7 protein-coding genes are annotated in these 6889 nt (G+C 70.2%); 6 read left to right on the top strand and 1 reads right to left on the bottom strand.

What is annotated here, in order from left to right:
- Nucleotides 1-1530: hypothetical protein (locus tag C665_RS17355; protein ID WP_051021771.1), on the top strand; the 1530-nt coding region annotated here is incomplete at its 5' end.
- Between the two features lie 13 nt (nucleotides 1531-1543).
- Here the strand turns inward: C665_RS17355 and C665_RS17350 are convergent.
- Entirely contained in the window at nucleotides 1544-1861 is a 318-nt protein-coding gene (locus tag C665_RS17350) for a hypothetical protein (protein ID WP_004324381.1), read from the bottom strand.
- A gap of 154 nt (nucleotides 1862-2015) precedes the next feature.
- On the opposite strand from C665_RS17350, the gene C665_RS17345 reads away from it, so the two are divergent.
- The 5 genes from C665_RS17345 to C665_RS17325 all read left to right on the top strand — a co-directional run bounded on the left by C665_RS17345 (nucleotide 2016) and on the right by C665_RS17325 (nucleotide 6730).
- Nucleotides 2016-3545, top strand: coding sequence for an AmpG family muropeptide MFS transporter (locus C665_RS17345; RefSeq protein WP_004324379.1), 1530 nt, complete (start codon nucleotides 2016-2018; stop codon nucleotides 3543-3545).
- Entirely contained in the window at nucleotides 3545-4288 is a 744-nt protein-coding gene (locus tag C665_RS17340; protein WP_004324377.1) for an AzlC family ABC transporter permease, read from the top strand. Before C665_RS17345 ends, C665_RS17340 begins: the two co-directional genes overlap by 1 nt.
- Entirely contained in the window at nucleotides 4285-4614 is a 330-nt protein-coding gene (locus C665_RS17335; protein ID WP_004324376.1) for an AzlD domain-containing protein, read from the top strand. Before C665_RS17340 ends, C665_RS17335 begins: the two co-directional genes overlap by 4 nt.
- Nucleotides 4611-5333: a uracil-DNA glycosylase family protein gene (locus C665_RS17330; RefSeq protein ID WP_004324374.1), complete on the top strand. Its 723-nt coding sequence runs from the start codon at nucleotides 4611-4613 to the stop codon at nucleotides 5331-5333. Before C665_RS17335 ends, C665_RS17330 begins: the two co-directional genes overlap by 4 nt.
- Before the next feature lie 74 nt (nucleotides 5334-5407).
- On the top strand, nucleotides 5408-6730 hold the full coding sequence (locus C665_RS17325; RefSeq protein ID WP_004301215.1) for an IS1182 family transposase: 1323 nt from the start codon (nucleotides 5408-5410) through the stop codon (nucleotides 6728-6730).
- Nucleotides 6731-6889 lie beyond the last annotated feature (159 nt).

Genomic DNA, 6889 nt, shown 5'->3' with positions numbered 1-6889 from the left:
GGGCTCGGCGGCTCGCGCCGGCCGCAGACCGCCCCCGCGGCACCACCAGCGGCAGCGCTGCGCCTGGAGTTGTGCGGGGCAAACGCCGCGCACGACAGCCCGACGCTGGCGGCGCTGCGGCGATCTTTGCGCGCGGCCGGCCTCGTCCATCTGCTCGCCGGGCTCGCCTGCGCCCTGGTGCTCACCGCCGCCTGGATGCAGTTCACCTGGGGGGACGGCGGCTTCGTGCTGGTCCGCTTCCTGCTGGTGTTCGCCTGTCACGCGTGGCCGGCCGTGCTCGCGGTCGGGCTGGTGACGGCGGGCACGACGCGACAACGTCTGGCGCTGGGACTGGCCTACGTCCTGCTCATGCTCGCCCTCGCCGCGTGGGCGCTGGCGCGCAACCCGGAGCTTTCCGCGCTCGATCTCGCGCGTTTCTGGGCCAGCACCAACCTGCCGCCGACCGTGCTGCTGCTCGCCTTCCTGCACCGGCGCATCCGTGCGGTAGGACCGCTGGTGCTCGCCTTCATGCTGGTCGCGGTGATCGGTGCGGAGGCGGCGGTCCGGCTGGCGGGGCAGAGCGAGGCGACGATGCGCCTGGCGATCGGCGTCGGCGGCGCGCTCGGCCTCGACGGCACGCAGACCTTCTGGGCACTCCTGCTCGTCGGGACCGCCGTCGCCGCACTGCTCGGCCGGCGGGTGCTGAAGTGGCTGGGCAGGCGCCACGTCGCACGCCGCAGCAGCGACCAGCTCCTCACCCTGGAGGCGATGTGGCTGCTGTTCGCGGTCGTGCAGTCGGTGGGCTTCGCCTTCGAGGGGCTCGCCTGGCTCGCGGCCGGCCCGCTCGCCTTCCTCGCCTGGAAGCTGACGACGGTGGCCGGCTTCCGCCTCGCCGGGCTCGGGCACGCGCAAGCCCCGGAACCCGGGCTGCTGCTGCTGCGCGTGTTCGCGCTCGGGGCGCGCAGCGAGCGCCTCTTCGACGCCTTCGGCAAGCGCTGGCTGCGCATCGGCAACATCGACATGATCGCCGGCCCCGACCTCGCCACCACCGCGGTGGAGCCGCACGAGTTCCTGGATTTCGTCGGCGGACGGCTGTCGCGCGCCTTCGTGCGCGACGAGGCCGACCTCGCGCGGCGCCATGCGGCACGCGCGCTGGGGCCGGACCCGGACGGCCGCCACCGCGTCAACGAGTTCTTCTGCCACGACGACACCTGGCGCCCGACCATGCTGTGCCTGGCGCGGGCGGCGGATGCGGTATTGATGGACCTGCGCGGCTTCTCGCCGCAGAACGAGGGCTGCCGCTACGAGCTGCAGCAGCTGCTCGACCACGTGGCGCTGGAGCGCGTGGTGGTGCTGGTCGGGCGCGATACGGACCGCGGCTTTCTGGAAAGCACGCTCGCCGCGCTGTGGCAGTCGAGCCGGGCAGAGTCCCCTAACCGCGACAACCCGGGCCCACTGCTGCGCATGGTGGAGGAGCGCGGGGACGAGACCGCCGCGCGCCTGGTCGAGGCCTTGCTGGAAGCACCGCCGCGGAAGGCGGCGGTGGCTTGAACGAACGAAAGGATCAGCCGACCACGAAGGACGAGACGTCCACCCGCACGGTCGGACGATCGAGCGCGACCGCGGTATGGAGCGCGTACTTGCGCGCCCATTCGCCAGCCTGCTCGAAACGGCTCTCGCCGCCGTACTTGGCAACGTTGAGCACCATATCGAGGACGAGCACCTTGCCCATCGGGTTGGACGGGGTGCACTCGAGATCCTCGAATTCCCTGGCGAGCCAGCTGCGGGCCTGCTCCTTGGTGGTCGAGGCGACGTCGGCATCGCGCAGCGGGAACTCGTACTCGCGCTCGCCTCCGAAGACCACGGTCACGGTGTGGGACATGAAAAACGACCTCCACGAATCGGGGAATTTTGCTTTGCCGGCATTGTTGAGTCAGAACGTTTCAGACGCAAGCAAAGTATCGAATTGTGTAAACCGGGGGGTCGCGGATGATCTGCGATAATGCGCGGCCCTGCAACACCCCGGCCGCTCCTCCTTGTCCGCACCTCCCTCTCCTGCGTTCGCGCGTGCCTGGCGCCTGTCCGCCATCCTGGTGCTCGGCTTCGCCTCCGGCCTGCCGTTGGCGCTGACCGGTCAGGCCATGCAGGCCTGGCTGACAGTCGACGGCGTGGACCTCGCCACGATCGGTTTTTTCGGCCTGGTCGGCGTCCCGTATACCTTCAAGTTCCTGTGGGCGCCGCTGATGGACCGCTTCGAGCCGCCCTGGCTGGGGCGCCGGCGCGGCTGGCTGGCGCTGACGCAGCTCGCGCTGGCGGCGCTGCTGTGGTGGATGGCGAGCCTGTCGCCGACGGCCACGCCCGGCCTGTTCGCCATCGCGGCGGTGGCGATCGCCTTCCTCTCGGCCTCGCAGGACGTGGTGGTGGACGCCTACCGCACCGACCTGCTGCCCGAGGCCGAGCGCGGGCTGGGCGCCTCGGTGCACGTCTTCGCCTACCGCCTGGCGATGATCCTGTCCGGCGGCATCGCGCTGATCTGGGCCGGGCAGTGGGCGTCGTGGCCGCGGGTATACGAGACCATGGCGCTGATCATGGCGGCCTGCGCGGTGGTGTCGCTGCTGGCGCTGCCGCGCGTGTCGGCGGCGCTGAAGCCGCTCGATTCCGACCCCAGGCGCGAGCTGCTCGGCTTCGCCGCGATGCTCGCCGGGGTCGCCGCCGGCTACTGGAGCGCCCGCCAGGCGCTGATCCTGCTCGGGCTCGACCCGAACGACGCCAACCGCTGGATCCAGCTCCTGTTCGTGATGGCGGAGATCGCGCTCGCGCTGCCGCTGGCGGGCTGGGCGGCGCGTCGTGCCGGCTTCGAGACGCTCAACCGCTCGCTGTCGAGCTACTTCGCACAGCAGGGCGCGGCCGCCTTCCTGGCGCTGATCATCCTCTACAAGCTCGGCGACGCCTTCGCCGGCAGCCTGACCACGCCCTTCCTGATCAAGGGCATGGGCTTCTCGCAGGAAGAGGTCGGCATCGCCAACAAGGTGATCGGCATCTGGCTGACCATCCTCGGCGCCTTTATCGGCGGGCTGATCATGACGCGGCTGGCGCTGTACCGCTCGCTGCTGTTGTTCGGCGTGCTGCAGCTGGTGTCCAACTTCGGCTTCTACCTGCTCGCAGAGCTCGGCAAGGGCGCCTGGGGCGCAGTCATGGTGCCGGCCTTCGACTGGGGCTTCGTGGCGATCGACACGCCGGCCGCGCTCGACTGGCTGCTGCTGACCGTGATCGCCGGCGAGAACATCAGCGGCGGCATGGGCACGGTGGCCTTCGTCGCGCTGCTGATGGGGCTGTGCAACCAGCGCTTCACGGCGACCCACTACGCCATGCTGTCGGCCTTCGCCGCAGTGGGGCGGATCTACGTCAGCCCGCTGTCGGGCGTGCTGTCGCAGAGCATCGGCTGGCCGGCCTTCTTCCTCTTCTCGATCGTGGTCGCCGTACCGGGCGTGGTGATGGTGTGGTGGCTGCGCGACGCGCTCGCGCGCCTCGGCCGCCCGCAGACCGACGGCATGGTGGACGACTGATGGCGCACACCGGCACGAGCGCACGCCGCGAGTTCCTCGCCGGCTGCCGCGACGAGGCGCCGCTGCTGCTCGGCGTGGCGCCCTTCGGCATGATCTACGGCATCGCGGCGCTCGCCGCCGGGGTGCCGGCCTGGCTGGCGCAGCTCGCCTCGGCCATCGTCTTCGCCGGCGCCGCCCAGCTCGTCATCGTGCAGATGCTGGCCGCCGGCGCGGGCTTCATTCCCATCGCGCTCACCTCCGGCCTGCTCAACCTGCGCCACGTGCTCTACAGCGCCTCGATGGCCGAATACGTGCGCCACCTGCCGCGGCGCTGGCGCCTGCTGCTGGCCTACGTGCTCACCGACGAGGCCTACGCGGTGGCGGTGCTGCGCTACCAGCAGCGTCATGCGGCAGCGGCGGACCACGCCGAGCACACGAACGCCACCGCCGACCTGCGCCACTGGTACTTCCTCGGCGCCGGCTTCACGCTGTGGGCGGGCTGGCAGTTGTCCACCGCCGCCGGCCTGCTGTTCGGCACCACCATCCCGCCCGAATGGGAACTCGACTTCGCCGTGCCGCTCACCTTCATCGCCCTGCTCACCCTGCTGCTGCGCGAGCGCGCAGGCCAGGCCGCGGCGCTGGTGGCCGGCCTCGGCGCCCTCGCCTTCGCCGCCCTGCCCTACAAGCTCGGCCTGGTGGCGGCGATCGTGCTCGGGCTCGCTGCTGGCGCGTGGACGGTGCGCCGGCTGGAGCAGGCACGATGAGCACGACAGCCCTGCTCCTGCTGCTGGTGCTGGTTGGCCTGCTGACCTACCTGTACCGCTACGCGATGATCGGCCTCTTCGCCAGCCGCAGCCTGCCGCGCTGGCTGCATGCCTTGTGCCTTCACATCGCACCGGCAAGCTTCGCCGCGCTGACCGCGAGTGCCCTCTTCGTGGCCGGCGGCGAAGTCGTTTTCGCCTTCGACACCCCGCGCCCCTGGGCGGCGCTGGTCGCGGTGCTGGTGGCCTGGCGCACGCGCAACGTGCTCGCCACCATCGGCGCCGGCATGGCCGCCCTCTACCTGCTCAAGCTGCTCTTCCCGACATGACCGCCCGCATCCTGATCGACGCCGCCCGCGAACTCTCCGCGGCGGTGGACGCGCTCCCCTTCGCTCCGCCCGTGACCCACGTGTACAACCCGCTCGACTACGCCTGGGAGGTGCACCAACGCTACCTCGAGCGCTATGGCGACGGCCGCCGGCGGGTGGTCTTCGTCGGCATGAACCCCGGCCCCTTCGGCATGGCGCAGATCGGCGTGCCCTTCGGCGAGATCGCCAGCGCGCGCGACTGGCTGGGGCTGGAGGGCCCGGTCGGGCAGCCGCTCATCGTCAACCCGAAACGGCCGGTGGAGGGCTTCGCCTGCGCGCGCTCGGAGGTCAGCGGCCAGCGCCTGTGGGGCCTGTTCCGCGCCCGCTATGGCGCACCCGAGGCCTTCTTCGCCGAGCACTTCGTCGCCAACTACTGCCCGCTGGTGTTCTTCGAGGGTGGCCGCAACCTCACCCCCGACAAGCTGCCGGTGGCCGAGCAGCGCCCGCTGCTGGCGGCCTGCGACGCGCATCTGCGCATCCTGGTCGGGGCGCTGCAGCCCGAGTGGGTGATCGGCATCGGCAACTGGGCGGAAAAGCGCGCCAGCGAGGCGCTTGCCGGCCTGCCCGGGGTGAAGTTCGGCCGCGTGCTGCACCCCAGCCCCGCCAGCCCTGCCGCCAACCGCGGCTGGGCCGAGGCGGCGACGAGGCAGCTGACGGAGCTGGGGGTCTGGCGCAGCTAGGAGTCTGCGCGGCAGAAGCCAAGCGTCGGTGAGTTAAGTCCTCGCGGGCGTTTCGGGGCCGGTAGACTGTCGAGATGACGAGCTATCTGCCCTATTGCCCGCAGCAGCAGATGCTGCTGCCCCAGGCGCTGCAGGAGTGGCTACCCGAAGGCCACTTGGCGTACTTCATCAGCGACGCGGTCGACGGGTTGGATCTGAGCGCGTTCCACGCCCGGTATGCCGGTGGCGGACCGCGCAACCAGCCGTTTCATCCGGCCATGATGGTCAAGGTGCTGCTGTATGCGTACGCCACGGGCGTGTTCAGTTCGCGCAAGATCGCGCGCAAGCTGCACGAGGATGTGGCGTTCCGGGTCCTGGCGGCAGACAACTTCCCGGCCCACCGCACGCTGAGCGACTTTCGCGCGGTCCATTTGAAGGAGCTGAGCGAGTTGTTCGTGCAGGTGGTGCGACTGGCCCGCGAGATGGGGCTGGTCAAGCTCGGGACGGTGGCCATCGACGGCACCAAGGTCAAGGCAAACGCCAGCCGCCACAAGGCGATGAGTTACGGCCATATGGTGAAGGCGGAGGCCGAGTTGAAACGGCAGATCGAGGCGCTGCTCAATCGGGCCAAGGCCGCCGACGACGCCGAGCGGAACGAGCCCGAGTGGGATGTGCCGGCCGAGATCGCGCGGCGCGAGGCGCGGCTGACGGCGATTGCTGAAGCCCGGGCGCGGCTCGAGCAGCGCCAGCGCGAGGCCGATCAGGCGCGCGGGCGCAGCGACGATGACGAGCGTCGCCCGCGCGGCGGTGACGGCAAACCGAAGGGCGGGCGCTACAAGCGCGACTTTGGAGTGCCCGAGGACAAGGCGCAGGAGAACTTCACCGATCCGGACAGCCGCATCATGAAGCGCGCCGGCGGCGGTTTCGATCCGAGCTACAACGCCCAGACGGCGGTCGACGAGACCGCCCACATCATCGTGGCGGCCGAGCTGACCAACAACGCCAGCGACGCCGGGCAACTGGCGGGGGTACTGCAGGCCGTGCGCGACAACGTCGAACACCGACCGCGCCAGGCGCTGGCCGACACCGGCTACCGCTCGGAGCAAACGTTCCGGGAACTCGACGGGTGCGGGACCGAACTGGTGGTGGCGCTGGGCCGGGAAGGTAAGCGCCGACTCGGCTTCGATCGCGAACGCAATCCGCACACCGCGCAGATGGCCGACAAGCTCGAGAGCGAGGCGGGCAAGAGCGCCTACCGAAAACGGAAATGGATCGCCGAACCGCCCAACGGCTGGATCAAGAACGTGTTGGGATTCCGGCAGTTCAGCCTGCGGGGCCTGGAGCGCGTCAAAGCGGAGTGGAAGCTCGTCTGTATGGCGCTGAACCTGCGCAGGATGAGCACATTGAGGACGGCATGACGGGAAAAGGGGGCAAACCTGTCCCCGTTGCCGTCCGGCATGCGCGCCGCGCCGTCGCAAAGCAACTTGACCACGGCCTCAGTCTCGTGCCGCACCTCGCGGTTCGCCAATCATTCTGCTAGAAAACACGCTCTGGAGTTCTGCCGCGCAGACTCCTAG

Source organism: Thauera aminoaromatica S2, from assembly GCF_000310185.1.
Classification (GTDB): domain Bacteria; phylum Pseudomonadota; class Gammaproteobacteria; order Burkholderiales; family Rhodocyclaceae; genus Thauera; species Thauera aminoaromatica.
Note: the sequence above shows the minus strand (reverse complement) of the source record. Positions and strands in the feature narration are given on the sequence as shown.